The organism is Paenibacillus sp. B-A-8 (assembly GCF_048572915.1).
Lineage (GTDB): Bacteria > Bacillota > Bacilli > Paenibacillales > Paenibacillaceae > Paenibacillus_AQ.
This window is the reverse complement of record NZ_CP183882.1, coordinates 405628-421773: the sequence shown is the minus strand read 5'-3', so window position 1 is coordinate 421773 and position 16146 is coordinate 405628. Positions and strand designations below refer to the sequence as shown.

Below are 16146 nucleotides of genomic sequence, written 5' to 3'. Positions count from 1 at the left end.
CGATTATGTCGATGAAATTGGCCATTCTCGGTCTACTGCTGGAACGGAATATGCATCCCTATGAAATTACAATAGTTATGAAAGAACGCTCCATGGACCGAATTACAAAATTGCAGCTCGGGTCTCTTTATTACGCTGTCGATAAACTTGCACAAGATGGCTATATCGAAGCTTTAGAGGTGATTAGCAGCAGTGATCGCCCAGATAAAACCATTTACGGTATTACTGAGCAAGGCAAAAATTTATTCGAACAGTTAATTCTACAGCAAATTAAAAAGAACGAGCCTTTCTATCATCCGATGTATATGGCGCTAGCCATGTCGCGTCATGTCGATCAAAGCAAAGTGGAGAAACTGCTCGAAGAACGCATTCGGGAAACTGAACATCTGGTAAATCTGGCTTATCAGGTATATGAAGAACATATTCCCATTGTTCCTCGTTCCGCTCTTCATCTCATGTACGGCACCTATGAACATAACCTGACGGAGCTAAAATGGCTGAAACGCCTCTATAATGACGTTGTAGCACGTAAGTTAAATGATGTCGGAACACCACTCAATCTAGAGTAGAGGCCTAAAGGCCTCTTCTTTTTTTTGCTGCGGTGTTGCAATAAATACCATACAGGATTCTAAAAGTGTACAATATGTACGTGTACGCAATCATATTTTCCTAGGAGGAATCACATTGTTGAGAACGCTGCCTTTAAACAAGCGCGGTATACCAGCCAGCCGTATTGCTCTAGGTTGTATGGGATTTGGTGGGGGCTGGGATCATGAACCTATTACCGCCGAGAATGTTAAGCAAGGACATGAAGCCGTCGACGCTGCACTGTCTATTGGTATCAATATGTTTGATCATGCAGATATTTATACCCGTGGTAAAGCCGAGAAGGTGTTCGGTCAGATCTTCAAAGAACGCCCAGGACTCCGCGAACAAATCATTATTCAATCGAAATGCGGTATTAAGCTAATGGAGCCTGGAGACAGCTCTAATGTGTTCGATTTCTCAAGCCAGCATATTCTAAGCAGTGTAGATGGAATATTGCAGAGACTAGGAACAGAATATATAGATATTCTGCTGCTTCATCGGCCTGATCCCCTAATGGATCCGGAGGAAGTAGCCTCTGCATTGCATCAATTAAAAGCAGCAGGCAAGGTTCGCCATTTTGGTGTATCCAATATGAGCGCAGCGCAAATCAAAATGCTCCAAGCCTATTGCGATGAGCCTTTTATCGTAAACCAGCTACATATGAGCCTAGCCAAGCTGAGCTGGGTCGATGCTGGAATCAGTGTAAACCGTGAACCTTGGAAGGATATTACCTTTCCTGAGGGAACCCTTGAGCATTGTCGAATGGAGAATATTCAGCTTCAAGCTTGGGGCCCACTCGCACAAGGCTTATTTAGCGGACGTTCATTAGAGGATCAATCAGAGAATATCGTCCAGACAGCTGCCATGGTTAAACAACTTGCAGATAAAAAAGGAACAACACCCGAATCCATAGTGCTATCCTGGCTAATGACACATCCGGCAGCTATTCAGCCTGTGATTGGAACTGTGAATCCGCAGCGCATTGCTGCCTGCGCCGATGCGGACAAACTGGAGCTTACTCGTAAAGAGTGGTATGACTTATACGTTAGTTCGCGTGGTACTCGTCTTCCCTAACCCGCTCCACAAATTCAACTCCAAAGGATTCTGAATAGCCTAATTGTGCCTCTCGCATGATTAGGCTATTTTTAATGCCTCCCCATTTCTTACATATTGTTCTCTATTGCGAATAAAAATAGATATCGAGCGAAAAACCGAGGTAAATAGAGATAAATTAACATTTTCGTTCTTTATAGAGCACAAGCGAGGCTTATTGGCAGTTTTCTTTTCAATTTATTCCATGTATTATTCATTACAGAAGTTGTTCTTTATTGAGAACGACAATAACGAACCAAAGAAATTCAAGACATTGAGGGGAGGTATTCCTCTGAGACCCAGATCAGCAAAAAGAAGACCTAAAAGAAAGAGGCAAATCGGACTACGTGTTCTGCAATCAGGAATGGCTGTCTCCGTCTTGTTTCTGTATACCTCGCAGCAAGTGGGTAATACCTACGGTGGTTTTGGAGCTACTACGCAAGCGACCAGCACAATTAGCTTTTGCGAAGTCTTTCCAAACTCGATCAAAGGGCTTCTAACAGAACTCAAAGATCATATCGAAAAAGCTACTGCTTTAAAAGGATCGCTACAAAGCTATGCCCCTTCAGGCAGTCTCTCAGATGTTTCGGGAATAGAAGGCATGTCGCTGGATGAGCTTGATGTCGCAGCGCAAGAGATTTCCTCGCAAATCTCCGCGCTTCAATCTCAAATTGATGGCGTTAATGAGCAATTGGCCACCAACAGCCAAATTTGGAACGAAATCAATAGTGAGCTGAACGCAGCAGCAGCCGTATTATTCCAGATTGGAGGATATATGACCTCTCTAGATTCAAACTGTTTAGAAATCAAGGATGAACAATTCTTCAGTGAGCTGCAAAATAGCCTGAATCAAAGTGGTGTAATCTCTGAATCCCTGAATGCTTCCTTAAATGGAGTCATCCAATACCTAAATTCTATTCACGACATCGGTCTTCCGTTTGCTTCGGTAGTGACCAGTGATGTATATGGACAACCAGAGTTACGCAATGAGGCGTTTCAGCAGCCGTTCCCCTACCTGATTGCTTTTAGTCAACCGGCTGGCAATATCTCTAGCGAGCTTACCTCCACTTATGAAAATCTCAATACTGAAATGAATGATCTTAAAGAATCAGCTACTTCAGGCATCAGCACTCTTCAGAGTCAGCTCCAATTGATCAGTCAAACCCGCGAACAACAATTGGAAGCCCTTGAGAAAGCCCGATTAGAGGCGCTGGAACAAGCGAAGAAAGAAGAACGTTTGGCCCTGGAGAAAAAAGAAAAGCAAGAAGCAGAGGACAAAGCGAAAGCTGAAGCTGAAGAGAAAGCAAAAACGGAAGCGACTCCACCGACAGGTGAAGCTGCTCCAGAGAACATAAATAAAGAGCAACCTGAAGCCCCAGCTACTAACCCGGTCGATCCGGAAGTTGGTGAAGAGCCAACGATTCCACAAGATATACCACAGCAAAAGGTTCCTCAGGAGACGCCAAAGGCGGAAGCTACAACCTCTTCCCCGCCGGCAGCAACACCAGCTCCTTCGGCCCCTCAACAAGACAAAGGTGGAGAATAATATGCGGATTAAAAAAATGATCAACAATACATTATCGAGCATCATGCTTGTGATCTTTATTCTGCTGGTGATAGCCGTAGTGTTATCCAAGGCCTCCGGCGGTGAACCTGCCTTCTTCGGATACCAGATCAAATCGGTACTCTCAGGTTCGATGGAGCCAGGGATTCAAACCGGATCGATTGTCGCTTTAAAACCCGGAGGAGATATGAATCGCTTCAAAAAAGGCGATGTTATCACCTTTAGAAATGAAGAAAACCTGCTCATTACTCACCGTGTTGTAGAAGCAACAATGAACAATGCTACTGGTGAAGCCATGTATCGCACGAAAGGCGATAACAATGATGCGCCTGATATGAACCCTACCAGTTCCACGAATGTTGTAGCTGAGTATGCAGGGGTCACCGTACCTTATGTAGGTTACGCTATGAATTTCGCAGTTTCCAAAGCTGGAAGTGTTGTGCTCATGATCGTACCAGGCTTGATGCTCCTGCTCTATGCCCTGTATTCATCATGGAAGGCTGTAGCTGCACTCGAAAAGAAAAATGCGGCTATACTGCCCACCTCTCCACCTCCAACTGAAATACAGTAATTCGTTGATTGTCCGCTTCCGCTTACGAACCGGAAGTTACAATATATAACTTTTATAAAAAAACCACAAAAACCGAGGAGGAATTTTAATTATGGGTATCAAAAAAACATTGGGTCTTGGCGTAGCATCTGCAGCACTGGGTTTATCATTGATTGGTGGAGGAACTTTCGCTTACTTTAGCGACACTGCACAAAGCACCGCTACATTCGCAGCAGGTACACTGGATTTGAACTCTGATCCTTCTGTTATCGTTGATTTGAAGGATCTGAAGCCAGGCGATACGATCAAAAGAGACTTCAAACTAAAAAATGACGGTACACTTGATATCGGTTCGATCCTCCTCAAAACAGCTACCTCTATTAATGATGTAGGTGGTAACAACGGCGCTAACGATTTGGCAAAATTCATCAAAGTTAAATTCCTGGTGAATAAAGATAAAAGCGGCATCTTACCTGGTAGTGAAGAGAAAGTAGTTTGGGAAACTACCCTGGCCGATTTGAAGACTCAGACACCGGATCTCGTAAAAAACACTGGACTTGATGCAATCTGGGGTACTAGCGAAGCATCTGGAATTAAGGCCGGCACAAATGATAGCTTCACCGTTCAATTCGAATTTGTTGATAACGGCCAAGAGCAAAACTACTTCCAAAAAGATTCATTAACTCTGACTTGGGATTTCGTAGGTAAGCAAACTGCTGGATCCGCTAAATAATCTAATAAGTCTTCCATTCGAAGAGCAGCAGATTCTTATTCCGGAAAGCGGATAAGTAGATGCTGCTTTTTTCTTTACAATAATCTTTGTCGAATTTATTGATATTTGCTATACTAATAACAAAAATTACGGAGGGGCGTCAGCATAGTGCCACAAAATATGGGCCAACGTATCCAGCATCTCCGCCTAGAAAAGGGATTGTCCCTATCTGAGCTTGCGGACAGAGCGGATGTTGCTAAGTCGTATCTTAGCAATGTGGAGAGAAACATCCAATCCAATCCTTCAATCCAATTTATCGAAAAGATCGCCGACGCGCTTCAGGTATCCATCCACGCTTTGCTCTATGGAGAACCTAATGATGCTGAGGAATCACCTTTAGATTCGGAATGGTTCCGATTGGTGCAGGAAGCTATGGCCTCAGGCATAAGCAAACGCGAATTCAAGGAGTTTCTGGACTACCAGAAATGGCGCCTGGATCAGAAGGATTAATCCTTCCATCTGATCTGATAAGATCCTCTTCTACTCATACTATCAAGCATAAGCGCCTTCGTTCTCCTATATGGACTGCGAAGGCGTTTTATATTCTACTAGAATATAAGGACAGTGTGTCATCTGAAACTTATAGCTTCTTATATAAAGAAAAAAAGCACAGCGAGTTATCGCTGTGCTCATTTGATATGTAATGCTCTGAATGTATTACTGCACGGCTTGCACAGTCTTCTCATGAAAGAAGCGACGAATTTCATCTGCCTTTATGCCAGCCTTCTTAGCTGCTAATAATAAATGGACCCACTCTACGTCTAGATCAATGACCTGCTGTTCTCTGTTGCTTCCCTGGTTGGACTTGTCCAAAAAATCTCCTCCTAAGATTTTACGTCCCCAGGCAATCCGGCTGTCATAGTATTTCTACCTTAGACCCGCGACTTTGTGCCCCTGCCTTTCGGCAAGTTTACCTTTTACTGGACCCTTTACGTGAAAGGATCTACTTTGAAATATATGAAAAACGCTAACTGCAATAACATTATACTATACTAAAGTGAAAAAGTGTGTCGATTTCTGATTAGTTTTTCCATTAAAAAACAAAAAATAGAAGTTCTTTTATAGAATTTCCTGTCCTATTATCGCGATACTCGTCTTATTCATAAAATTATATAAGCCAATATAATAATGTCCCATTCCCTATTTAGTTAAAATTAAGGATAATAGAATCATTTTAGTAGGCCTTTAGAATGGGTAATAAAAAAGAACAACTCTTTATTTAGTAGAATAAGCTAACCCATACCATTTTGCGAACGTATTAGACGAAAGAATGAATTGATTACATGTGTGGAAAGTAGCACAATAAGATGAGGAATGAAACCGCAATCATCACAGCTCCTACAAGCATTGACACAAAATGTCACGTATGGAGTTCATCCGTTGAGGAGGATGTATTCATGGCAGCCAAAGAGCCCTATAACGAATCCATTTGGAGTAAGTATTATGGACCCAATTTAGGCTACATTCAAGAAAGATACGAGCAATTTGTGAAAGACCCAACCACCGTAGAGAATAATTATCGCGAACTTTTTACAAATTCGGGTCCCCCACCATTAACACCGGATAGCGAACCGGCTCCACAGCCTCGCATTTCGGGAGACACCGAATGGCTTAGAAAAGCAGTAAGAGCTTCCAAGTTAATCGCTAATATTCGTATATATGGCCATATGGCCGCTGAAATTGATCCGCTTGAGCGGGACCACAATCCCATGGCTAAATATCTCGAACTTGAAACCTATGGGCTGACCCGTGAGGATCTGATCGCATTACCTGCCACACTCATTTGGGAGAATGCACCAAATGACGTGCATACCGGATGGGATGCTGTTCAGCGTATGCGTCAGGCATATACCAAAACTATCGCCTATGAATTCGGGCATGTGCATGAGGAAAAAGAATTGCAATGGCTGAATAGACAGGCAGAATCCACTAGCTCACCAGCACCTTTAAATAATTCAGAACGCAAAGAACTACTGAACCGCCTAATTCAAGTAGAGCAATTCGAAACCTTCCTCCACAAGACCTTTGTGGGTCAGAAACGTTTCAGCTTGGAAGGCAACGACGCTCTTGTGCCGATGCTCGATGAAATCGTACGCGCTGCTGCGCATGACGGTGCAGAGCATATTCTGATGGGTATGGCGCACCGCGGCCGTCTCAACGTTCTCGCACATATTTTAGGCAAACCTTATGATATTATATTTTCAGAGTTTCATCATTCTCCAAACAAGGAGCTCTTCCCTTCCGAAGGCTCTACAGGAATTAACTATGGCTGGACGGGTGATGTGAAATACCATCTCGGTGCAGACCGCGCTGTCCGTGAAGGAGAAACCGTACGCACAAGAATAACACTAGCGAACAATCCAAGTCACTTGGAATTCGTCAATCCTGTCGTGGAAGGTTTCACTCGTGCCGCTCAAGAGGATCGGAGCACTGCCGGGCTGCCTAAGATTGATACCAGTAAAGCTATAGCAGTGCTAATGCATGGCGATGCTGCTTTTCCGGGTGAAGGGATTGTTGCAGAAACACTTAATATCGGCAAACTTCAAGGTTATCAGAATGGTGGAACGATCCATATCATTGTTAATAACCGGATCGGCTTTACGACCGAAAGTGAAGACTCCCGTTCTACGCATTATGCCAGTGATATCGCCAAAGGGTATGAAATCCCGATTGTCCATGTCAACGCTGATGATCCGGAAGCCTGTGTAGCAGCTGTCCGTTTAGCTAGCGCATATCGCCACCAATTTAAAAAGGATTTCGTGATTGATCTCATCGGCTACCGCCGTCATGGTCATAACGAAATGGATGATCCTGATACTACACAGCCTATTGTTTACAGTAAGGTGCGTAAACATCCAACCGTCTACAAGGTTTATGCTGAGCGACTACAGCGTGAAAAGATTCTTACAGCTGACGATGTTAAAGAGATGAATGCTGCTGCAGAAAGCGTTTTGCAACGTGCGTATGATAGTATGAAGGAAGGCAATCACAAGAAAAAAGAACCAAAAGCCTTCATTCCTTTAGAAGCGGAACACGCTGCGCCAGGCTCAACAGCATTATCTATCTCCAGTCTGCAGGAGATCAATCGTGAACTGCTGACTGTGCCAGAAGGATTCCAAGTCTATCCGAAGCTGGAACGAATTCTGCAACGCCGTAAGGATGCACTGAATGAAGGTGAGAAGGTCGACTGGGCACTTGCTGAGTCTCTCGCCTTCGCTACCATTCTAAAAGATGGTACGCCAATTCGCCTGAGCGGCCAGGATGCTCAGCGCGGAACCTTCGCTCATCGACATCTAGTGCTGCACGACAGTAAGACTGGGGAATTGTTCTCTCCGCTTCATCAGCTGAGTAATTCCCGCGCTTCCTTTGGGGTATACAACAGTCCGCTGTCAGAAGCATCGGTATTAGGCTTTGAATATGGTTATAACGTGTTCGCACCGGAAACCTTCGTGATCTGGGAAGCACAATATGGCGATTTCGCTAATGCAGGTCAAGTTATATTTGACCAATTCATTGCCGCTGGACGCGCCAAATGGACGCAGCGCAGCAATCTTGTCATCATGCTGCCTCATGGTTACGAAGGACAGGGACCTGAGCATTCCAGCGGTAGATTGGAACGCTTCCTGCAATTATCCGCAGAAGAAAACTGGACCGTTGCCAACTTGACGAGCGCCTCCCAGTATTTCCATCTCTTGCGGCGCCAAGCGGCGTTATGCGGACAGGAAGATGCAAGACCGCTAGTCATCATGACACCGAAGAGTCTCATTCGTAATACACGGAGCGCTTCTGCCGGAACTGAGCTCGCCTCAGGACAATTCCAGCCTGTGTTATCAGAGCCTCTGCTAGGCAAAAAACCAGGTGAGGTTAAGCGTCTTGTAGTCTGCAGCGGTAAAGTAGCTATCGACATCCAAACAGAACTCGAAGCTGCCTCAGACAAAGATTGGTCTTGGCTACATGTACTTCGCCTAGAGCAACTCTATCCGTTCCCAGAACGTGAACTGAATGCTCACCTAAGCTCGTTCCCAGCTCTTCAGGAAATTGTCTGGGTGCAAGAAGAGCCGAAAAATATGGGTGGCTGGAGCTACACCGAACCTCGGTTACGCTCCATTGCACCGCAAAACACCAGCGTGAGATATATCGGACGTCCTGAACGTTCCAGTCCAGCCAGTGGTTATGCAGATGTTCATAGCTTTGAACAGCGTAGAATTGTTTCAGAGGCCCTAAAATCAAATTCACAAGTACAAACGGCTGTACCGTCCTCCTAAGAGGACGGTATCACAATAGCGTAAACCATTATGTTTGGGGAGGTAACGGCCTGTGTCAGAAATCTTAGTACCCGATCTGGGAGAATCTATATCCGAAGGAACCATCTACAAATGGCTGGTTAAAGAAGGCGACACGGTAGGTCAAGGCGATGTGCTTGCTGAGTTAGAGACAGATAAAGTCAATCTGGAAATTAGTGCGGAGGTGGAGGGTGTCATCTCCTCCATCCTACGTCAAGCGGGCGAGAACGTAGCCGTTGGCGAAGCCATCGGCATCATTGGAGCCGCTAGCGGCAGTAAGCCGCAGGCCGCTGAGAGCAAAGCGCCTGAAGCGGCACCGGCAAGCGGCAGCGCAGCAGCCGCACCTGTAGCAGCGCCCGAAGCCCCTGCAGGTGGCGACAGCCACACTGCATTGGCATCGCCGGGCGCACGCAAGCTGGCACGGGAGCGCGGCATCGACCTCGGCGAGGTTAGCGCCCGTGATCCGATCGGCCGGATTGGTCAGGCCGATGTGTCGGGTCATGGTGCAGCGCCGCAGGCCGCTGCACCAGTAGCTCCGGCGCCGCAAGGCAAGCCGGAGCCAGCGAAGCCGGCAGCGAGCAAAGCCGCGCCGGAGGATGGCAAGAACGTGGAGCGCAAGCGCATGTCGCGCAGACGGCTCACGATTGCCAGCCGCTTGGTAGAAGCGCAGCAAACCGCAGCTATGCTGACCACCTTCAACGAGGTGGATATGACAGCGATCCTCGACATCCGTAAGCGCCGCAAGGATGCTTTTAAAGAGAAGCATGAAGTTGGACTAGGCTTCATGTCCTTCTTCACCAAAGCCGTAATCGGAGCGCTGAAGACATACCCACTGCTGAATGCTGAGATCGATGGTGAGGATCTGGTCGTTAAGAAATTCTACGACATCGGTATTGCCGTTGCTGCTAAGGAAGGTCTGGTGGTTCCAGTTGTCCGCGACGCGGATCGCCTCAGCTTCCCGGAAATCGAACGCCAGATTGGCGAACTCGCTTCCAAGGCACGTGCGAATACGCTAAGCCTCTCCGAGCTTCAAGGCGGAACGTTCACCATCACAAACGGCGGTGTATTCGGTTCACTGTTATCCACTCCGATTCTGAATACCCCTCAAGTAGGTATTCTTGGGATGCATAAGATTCAATTGCGTCCAATCGCGCTGGACGAAGAAAGAACCGTTAACCGTCCAATGATGTATATCGCCCTCTCCTACGATCACCGGATCGTTGACGGCTCCGAAGCGGTAAGCTTCCTCGTCAAAGTGAAGGAATTGCTGGAAGATCCAGAAGCGCTGCTGCTCGAAGGCTGATCCTGATCGATCTTTCAACTTAAGAATATAAAGAAGGTATCCCTAGAGCTTCACATTAGGGATACCTTCTTTTATATCTTACTCAACCTGCTACCTTATTTGCATACGATTCAACTGTATTTTATACACTATTTATTTCTGATCTGCTCATACCCTCTTCCCTAATTGCATTCTCTACAACTAACTTAGCGCATGCAAATACAAAACTACAAAACTACAAAAACGATAAGAATCTACTTCAACAGCTCCCCAGCCAACTGTAATAATTGCTCCTTGGTCAGAATCTTATCTCCGTAGCTGGTGAGTGTATAATAAGCATCCTGCTTCTCGTTATACCAATTCAAATAATCGTAGCTGACCTCTTTCTTTACTACTTTGTTATAAATAACCTCTGTACCTGCCACTACAATCTTATCTGCTTGATTCTCAGGTTCTTGCTCCACAAACACTTTCCCGCCATGCATGATCGTGGCAGAGATACCTATAAAGGCATTGTCCTTCGAATAAATGGCACTGATCCAGCCTGGTTCCGACCATGGTATAGCTTTCATGAATAAATTACTGCTACCCTTCTCTTGGTTTGCCTGAGCAGTAAGATCGCGCAACGTCTCTTTATAAAGAGAGCTTTTCTTATCTGCATCCGTTGTAGGATGATTAGGATTAATAACCCCATATTTAAAAGCATACCCTGATACCAATGCAGGGAGCATCGGCGCATCTGTCCGTTTGATTTCCTTCAGAAAATCAGAATATGCACCTATCCGCTGCTCTTTATACTTAAATTGCAAATCGGGTCCCAAGCCTTCTGTACCCGCCTTATTGTTCACCAAATAAGCGATCAGCTCACCCGGTTTAGCTAATGTGTCAATCTGCGCAGCATATTTATCATAGGAGGCTACTCCTGCAGAATCATTCGGCGCAACATGCTGAACCTTTACTACGCCTTCACTATTACGAATCTGGATATATTCCGATGCAGCATAAGCTGTCACTGAGATCATCAGGAACAGGGCTAACATACTTGCAATTGCCGTTGTTTTATTCATCGTCTTCAGCGAGAGCGAGAACGATCGCTTTCGATCTGATATGCCACGGATATGTCCCATAACCTTCTCTTCTACATCGATTTCACCCAGAAGTTCATTCCCAGCTGAAGCATAAATTATATCTTGGTATTCATTGCTGATTGGGGTTCGTTCCATGTGATTTCCTCCTCTAAATTCATACCTTCCTGTACCTTCTGCTTGATCCGGTTCATTCTCTTCGTCAGTGCATTCGGACTGACCCCAAGAATTTCGCTGATCTCCGCATAAGTTTTTTCCTCAAACACTCGCAGAATAAGCATATTCCGCTCTTCCAGCGACAACTGCGCTAATGCGGCTGACAATGAGGGATTAAACAACCGATCATCCAGCTCTTGTTCAGGACTTGCAGACATAAATTCAGGCTTGAAGATACTCATGACCCGCTTTTGCAGACGCCGTCTGCGCAGCAGGTTTAAGCAATGATGATACGCGATACGATAGAACCATGCCGAGAAATGCATCTGCGACTTGTATTGAAGGATAGATTGATAGCCTTTTACCAAAATATCCTGAACCGCGTCCTCCGCATCCTGCTTGTTTTCTAACAAACGATAGCAATAGCGGTAGATCGGTGTTTGAAAAGCTCTGACGATAAGAGCATACCGATCGGTATTTCCTTTTTGGATACTATCAATTAACTCTTCCAGCTCCTTGGGGTCTAGCGAATCCTGTGGCGAGAGAAGCACCTCCTTAACCTTTATAACTTCTATAACACTTGAGCGCGGCAAAAAGTGCCTATGCAAATCAAAATAGGAACAAAATTTGACTGTGGTTCGCGCTACATAGAATATGTATTGGACCGAGGAGAACCTATTTTCGAAATATAGATAGTTTTCACGTCCAATTATACACATTTAGGGGCTACTAAGAGCTATGCAGTCCGTTAACTCGTCCAAAGGTACTTTTGGTTTAACACTTTCATTTTCTTAGCCGAACGCTAACGCTAACCGCCAACAAAAAAATGACGTACAACTGTTGTCAGTTGCACGCCATTATTCGAATTATCTAGTTGTCTTTGTTCCCTTTAAGCCGTCCGCTCTGTAGCTTTGAGGCGCAAGGCTTTCTTCTCATTCTCTTTCACTTTCTCCACCGGCGGTTTCAGTGAAATTGCGATGATGCAGGCCAGCAGACACAAGAGACCAAAGATCACGAAAGTAGGTTTAAACCCGCCTAGGAAGACGGCGATGAACGAACCGGAAAGGGCACCGATACCGAAACCTTGATACACGATTCCATAGTTCTTACTGTGGTTCTTAAGTCCAAAGAAGTCACTGACAATCGCCGGAAATACTGTAATGTTACCACCGAAGCAGAACGCAATGGCTGCTACACAAGTGAAGAACAGTCCGAAATTCAGCGTTGCATAGCTAAGGGTCAACATAGCGGCTGCCGTTACAGCAAGTGAAGCACCTACCAGCTTCAACCGGCTCATTTTGTCAGACAAGGCACCCAGGATCAAACGTCCTGCTGTATTAAAGATTGCAATCATCGCTACCGCATTAGCTGCCGTCTGCACATCAAGTCCAGCCAGCTGCACGCCGATGTCTTTTACAATACCGATCAAATACAGGCCACACATACAAGCGGTAAAGAAAATAATGAACAACAGATAAGCTTCTTTTGTACGTAGCATTTCTTTTACCGTGTAGTCTTTTGGTTTAGCGATAGTCGAAGTTGATGCTGCACCCAATGATGCTGCTTGTACTGGAGCTTCTCTGACGAGCAAGGAACCGATTACAATCATGACCATAACAATCATGCCCCAATACATAAATGTATTAGATACACCCACTGAGTCGATCAAGCTGCCATTAATATATTTAAAAATCAAGCTCCCCGTTCCGTAAGCACCCACGGACACACCGGAAATTAAGCCTTTATTATTCGGAAACCATTTAATTAAGTTAGATAATGAAGTGATATAAGCTGTTCCGTCCGCAAAACCAACGATCACGCCAGCCAATACATAGAACATTAGAAGCGAATTCGCCTGAGAGCTAAGAATCAATCCTAGACCAAGCACAATCCCTGCGGTGGCAGTCAACCGGCGAAGCCCGAAACGATCCTGCAATTTCCCTGCGAACAAAGTCGCAAAAGCGAGTGCAAAGCTCGTGATCGAAAACGTAATAGAAACAGAGTTAAGCTCCCATCCGAATTTCGTTACCAGATGTGCATTGAACAAACTCCATGTATAAATGGTACCTAGACCCATCTGCATAATTACTGTTCCTAATACGATAAGCCACCGTTTGGCGTTTTTGTTGTCCATCGTCGAAGTCATGGTCTATTCCTTCTTTCTCTCTCGTTGTCTGCTACAAGAGCTTCTATTGCCTCTTTATTGTAGCTAAATCAGCTGATGCTGAGAGAAATCTGGCATGAGATGACGAAAATGAAGAATGAACTGCATTTATAGGCGCATGATCTGCCTGAATTCTTTGACCTTGCTACGACTTACCGGCACCTCAAAGTCCAAATCATGCAGGCGCAGCAAGTATGTATTGTTGAACCAAGGGATGATTTCCTTGATCTTGGACAGGTTAACGATATAGGAACGATGGCAGCGAAAAAACCGATCCTCGGGCAGTCGATTATAGAAATCGCTGATACTAAGCGCCATACTATACTCCTCACCTTTAGTCATTACGCTCGTACTCTTCTCCTGTGCGGAAGCATAATAAATATCGTCGGCATTCACTACGATAATCTTTTCATTTTTCCACAGATTCACCTTATCACTGACAGGATTTCGTTCCTCTTCCCCATGTCTTCCGCGAGCAGCAAATGCTCCCTCTAGCTTGTGCAGCATAGCCTTAATTCGAACCTCACTGTAGGGTTTAAGAATATAGTCAAATGCCTCAATCTCAAAGGCCTCAGCGGCATGCTCCTTATAAGCCGTAATAAACACTATATATGGTTTCACCGAGAACCTGCTAATATTCTGAGCCAGCAGCACCCCATCAATTGAGGGAATATTTATATCCAGAAAAATCACATCTACCGTATCACTCTGCAAATATTTTAATGCGTCCAGTCCATCTTCAAACTGTGCCGCAATATCGATCCCGCTGTGAGTTTCTATTAAATAAGCTAGCTCCTGTCTTGCCAGCTCTTCATCCTCCACGATGATTGCTCTCATAGGCCCTCCTTTTTGACATCAAAATAAATGTTCGTCCCTTTTTCGAGCCTCTGAATTGTAAGTCCAGTTCCATAGATTAGCTTGACTCGTTGATGTACATTAAACAATCCGATTTTATTCTCCGGCATATCACCGGTATAAACCTTCTCTATCGTTTCTTCGCTGATGCCAGCTCCAGTATCCCGAATGCCTACTCGTACATTATCACCTTGATCTTTTACAGAAATCGTTACGGTTCCCGTTCCTCTTACCTTCAGTATGCCATGTATGATCGCATTCTCTACAAGCGGTTGGATGATCAGACTCGGAATCCGAACTTGAACCTCATCAATATCATACACAACATTAAGCCGGCTTCCGAAACGCGCTTTTTCAATCTCCACATACTGCTGAACCTGCTGCAACTCGCGCTTGATATCAATGAATTCATCGGTCAGCTCCAGATTGTATCTCATGTAACCGGACAGGTTCACAATTAACTCCCGCGCCTTATCCGGGTTAATCCGAATCGAGGACGCAATCGCGTTCAGCGCATTGAACAGAAAGTGTGGGTTAATGCTTGTCTGCAGCGCCTTTAGCTCTGCTTTGTTCGCCATTTCTTTAATGCCCTCAACCCGCGATACTTCCATTAGCGTAGAGATCATTTGCGACAAACCTACAGCCATAGCTTGTAGAGAATAAGTGATCTTGTGGGCTCTGGTGTAATAGATTTTGAGCGCTCCCGTAACTTCGCCTTTTTCCTTCAACGGAATAATAATCAGCGATTTAATCTCCGGATTCACATAATCACTATCGTCGTTACGGATCGTAATTTCACCACTGGACAACGTCACTTTAGTTTCTTCACTTATAATTTCATTGGTCGTAGTATAGTCCTCTTCCCCAACACCAACGTAAGCGAGAATGAGTCTTGTATCCGAAATAGCTACAGCGTCTGCACCGATATCTTCTTTGATAATTTGGCAGATGGTACGAAGCGACTCGGGATTAATATTGCGAAAATAGGGCAAGGTCTTATTGGCAATATCCAGTGCCAGCTTGGACTGCTTCGCCGCAATCCGTTCCTTTTCACCTTCCACACTCTGCACTAGCATGACAATCAGACCGACACTAATCTGGCTCATAATCATCGGAAAAGCAATTTTGGACACGATATCCACACCCAGCGACGACGGTTCGGCCATCACTAGAATGAGCAGCATCGTCAGGGCTTCACAGGCCATCCCGGCCAAAATGCCGGCCATCCAGCGACGTTCACCAGAAGTGCGGCGGTATATTACCCCTGACACAATCCCTGCGGTAATACTCGTAATCAGACAAGGAAGAGAGGTTACCCCTCCGATATCAATTAGAAAACGGTGAACCCCTGAGATGATGCCTGTTATGAGTCCTACCCATGGCCCGAACAAAATCCCACCAGACACGATGGCGATAATTCGCACATTCACAAGCGAGCCTTCCACATTAATCCCACTGTAGGTACCAAAGATAGCGAATAAACTGAAGATCGTCGTCGCTATGGCAAGCTCCTGCGGGGCGTAGGTTCCTTTTTGAAAAATCTCTTTAAACCGCGGCAGACGAGTCAGCACGAACAGACACATCAGCAGTAGTGCAGCTCTTTCAAATAATTGCAGTAATATCGTAAACGTATATTGCACGGTCTCCGCCTCCAAAGGACTAGATGTCGACTTATTATAAAGATAGTTCATGCCTCTGTCCATTCAGCCTATCCTTTAATACCTCTATCGAAACTCTTGTTGTATGATATGAACA

14 protein-coding genes and 1 riboswitch are annotated in these 16146 nt (G+C 45.3%); of the genes, 8 read left to right on the top strand and 6 right to left on the bottom strand.

All coding sequences use genetic code 11. From position 1 onward, the window contains the following. The first annotated feature begins 5 nt into the window (after positions 1-5). The 6 genes from ACN6MV_RS01905 (at position 6) to ACN6MV_RS01880 (ending at position 5016) form a co-directional block, all read left to right on the top strand. Positions 6-569 carry a PadR family transcriptional regulator gene (locus tag ACN6MV_RS01905; RefSeq protein WP_419885583.1) on the top strand — a complete coding sequence of 188 codons (564 nt, stop codon included), beginning with the start codon at positions 6-8 and terminating at the stop codon, positions 567-569. A 115-nt stretch (positions 570-684) separates the two neighbouring features. Further along, positions 685-1662, top strand: a complete 978-nt coding sequence (locus tag ACN6MV_RS01900) for an aldo/keto reductase (protein ID WP_419885582.1) — start codon at positions 685-687, stop codon at positions 1660-1662. Between the two features lie 196 nt (positions 1663-1858). Continuing rightward, the gene (locus ACN6MV_RS01895; protein ID WP_419885581.1) at positions 1859-3226 is read left to right on the top strand and encodes a hypothetical protein; all 1368 of its coding nucleotides are present in this window, start codon (positions 1859-1861) and stop codon (positions 3224-3226) included. Between the two features lies 1 nt (position 3227). Continuing rightward, positions 3228-3815: a signal peptidase I SipW gene (sipW, locus tag ACN6MV_RS01890; RefSeq protein WP_042123565.1), complete on the top strand. Its 588-nt coding sequence runs from the start codon at positions 3228-3230 to the stop codon at positions 3813-3815. Between the two features lie 91 nt (positions 3816-3906). Further along, positions 3907-4527, top strand: coding sequence for a TasA family protein (locus ACN6MV_RS01885; protein WP_042123563.1), 621 nt, complete (start codon positions 3907-3909; stop codon positions 4525-4527). Between the two features lie 159 nt (positions 4528-4686). After that, a complete protein-coding gene (locus ACN6MV_RS01880) occupies positions 4687-5016 on the top strand; it encodes a helix-turn-helix domain-containing protein (RefSeq protein WP_042131791.1) in 330 nt (109 codons plus the stop codon). Between the two features lie 207 nt (positions 5017-5223). On the opposite strand, the gene ACN6MV_RS01875 is transcribed toward ACN6MV_RS01880, so the two are convergent. Next, entirely contained in the window at positions 5224-5379 is a 156-nt protein-coding gene (locus ACN6MV_RS01875; RefSeq protein WP_231573373.1) for an anti-repressor SinI family protein, read from the bottom strand. A 27-nt stretch (positions 5380-5406) separates the two neighbouring features. After that, positions 5407-5491, bottom strand: a riboswitch (cyclic di-GMP riboswitch). A gap of 472 nt (positions 5492-5963) precedes the next feature. Between ACN6MV_RS01875 and ACN6MV_RS01870 the strand changes: the two genes are divergently transcribed. Both ACN6MV_RS01870 and odhB read left to right on the top strand, forming a co-directional pair. Then, a complete protein-coding gene (locus ACN6MV_RS01870; RefSeq protein ID WP_042123561.1) occupies positions 5964-8831 on the top strand; it encodes a 2-oxoglutarate dehydrogenase E1 component in 2868 nt (955 codons plus the stop codon). Positions 8832-8883: 52 nt separating this feature from the next. Beyond that, a complete protein-coding gene (gene odhB, locus ACN6MV_RS01865; RefSeq protein ID WP_076116527.1) occupies positions 8884-10152 on the top strand; it encodes a 2-oxoglutarate dehydrogenase complex dihydrolipoyllysine-residue succinyltransferase in 1269 nt (422 codons plus the stop codon). 233 nt (positions 10153-10385) lie between these two features. Here odhB and ACN6MV_RS01860 read toward each other — a convergent pair whose 3' ends face one another. The 5 genes from ACN6MV_RS01860 to ACN6MV_RS01840 all read right to left on the bottom strand — a co-directional run bounded on the left by ACN6MV_RS01860 (position 10386) and on the right by ACN6MV_RS01840 (position 15974). Continuing rightward, entirely contained in the window at positions 10386-11354 is a 969-nt protein-coding gene (locus tag ACN6MV_RS01860) for a hypothetical protein (protein WP_076116525.1), read from the bottom strand. Continuing rightward, positions 11315-11923: an RNA polymerase sigma factor gene (locus tag ACN6MV_RS01855; RefSeq protein WP_076116522.1), complete on the bottom strand. Its 609-nt coding sequence runs from the start codon at positions 11921-11923 to the stop codon at positions 11315-11317. The genes ACN6MV_RS01860 and ACN6MV_RS01855 overlap by 40 nt, the downstream gene beginning before the upstream one ends. A gap of 338 nt (positions 11924-12261) precedes the next feature. Next, positions 12262-13518, bottom strand: a complete 1257-nt coding sequence (locus tag ACN6MV_RS01850; RefSeq protein ID WP_375104562.1) for an OFA family MFS transporter — start codon at positions 13516-13518, stop codon at positions 12262-12264. Positions 13519-13644: 126 nt separating this feature from the next. Then, the gene (locus ACN6MV_RS01845; protein WP_042123554.1) at positions 13645-14373 is read right to left on the bottom strand and encodes a LytR/AlgR family response regulator transcription factor; all 729 of its coding nucleotides are present in this window, start codon (positions 14371-14373) and stop codon (positions 13645-13647) included. After that, the gene (locus ACN6MV_RS01840; protein WP_269321988.1) at positions 14370-15974 is read right to left on the bottom strand and encodes a sensor histidine kinase; all 1605 of its coding nucleotides are present in this window, start codon (positions 15972-15974) and stop codon (positions 14370-14372) included. The genes ACN6MV_RS01845 and ACN6MV_RS01840 overlap by 4 nt, the downstream gene beginning before the upstream one ends. Positions 15975-16146: the final 172 nt, after the last annotated feature.